This window comes from Oleiphilus sp. HI0061 (assembly GCF_001635675.1).
The window spans coordinates 1-1,132 of record NZ_LWFE01000565.1; the positions used below are offsets into that span (position 1 = coordinate 1).

Annotated in this window: 2 protein-coding genes; one reads left to right on the plus strand and one right to left on the minus strand. The window is 44.4% G+C overall.

Features of this window, described 5'->3' with window-relative positions:
- Positions 1–326 (plus strand): ABC transporter substrate-binding protein (locus A3735_RS07390; protein WP_156499498.1); only part of this gene is annotated, 326 nt, incomplete at its 5' end.
- A 294-nt stretch (positions 327–620) separates the two neighbouring features.
- On the opposite strand, the gene A3735_RS07395 is transcribed toward A3735_RS07390, so the two are convergent.
- The coding region (locus A3735_RS07395) for a DNA translocase FtsK (protein WP_304439976.1) at positions 621–1,132 on the minus strand (512 nt) is incomplete at its 5' end.

The following is a 1,132-nucleotide window of genomic DNA, read 5'->3' on the forward strand; positions in this document are numbered from 1 at the left end:
CCGCCTGGTACAGGAAAGATCGAGAAAAAGATTTCGCCTATTCTGCAGAGCTCCCTGCAAATAAAGTAGTTTTATTCAAACGCAAAGACGCTCAAATCAATTATCAAAGTTATTCAGATCTAAAACCCTACACCATCGGCGTTGTTCGCGGATACGCCAACCCACCAGGCTTCGATGAAGCAGGCCTAACCCTCGCCCCCGTAACGACAGATAAACAGAACCTATTAAAATTATCTGCTTCCCGAATAGATTTAGTATTAGTAGATAAAGCACTAGGAAATTACATCATTAAAACGCAAATTCCTGATATGGCAAATCAACTCTAATCACTTGAGCCACCGCTAAAAAAAGATCCGCAATACTTGATGTTTTCAAGAAGTTCGCCTGGCTACCAAATAAAACTCAATGATTTTAACGATGGTCTGAAACAACTCAAAGAGTCGGGGGAAATAAAAGCGATCCTAGAAAAGCATGGGTTACAGTAGATAACTGTATCCTATCTGGGTCTAAGGTCAAATATTAGCCCTTACCCTATAGTAAGTTCGATAAGGGGCTTTTTAGCTATTCGCTGGTTACTGAATATCTTCAGAAAACTTGTCTCGACCAGAAAAGTATAGATTCTAGTCCTTGGGTGGAGGCGGTGCGAGGACTTCTCTAGATCCATTATGGCCGGCAGCACTGACAACACCAGCTTGCTCCATTGCTTCAACCAGGTTTGCAGCTCGGTTATAGCCTACCTTCAGCTTTCTCTGCACTGAGGAGATAGATACTCTTCTGGTTTCCGTAACAAATGCTACAGCCAGGTCGAACAAGGCATCTTGTTCGTTGTCTCCACCACCTTCTTCTGCAAAGGCTGCTACCGCGGGGTCTGAGCTATCGCCACCAGATAGAACCTCTTCAAGATAATTAGGTTGCCCGCGTTCTTTCCATGCTTCAACCACCTTATGAACTTCGTGGTCATCAACAAAAGCACCGTGAACACGAATTGGCACACCACTACCTGGTGGCATATATAGCATATCACCGTGACCCAAGAGCTGCTCTGCTCCACCCTGGTCCAATACGGTTCTAGAGTCGATCTTTGATGATACCTGGAAGGATATACGGGTAGGAACGTTTGCTTTGATCAAAC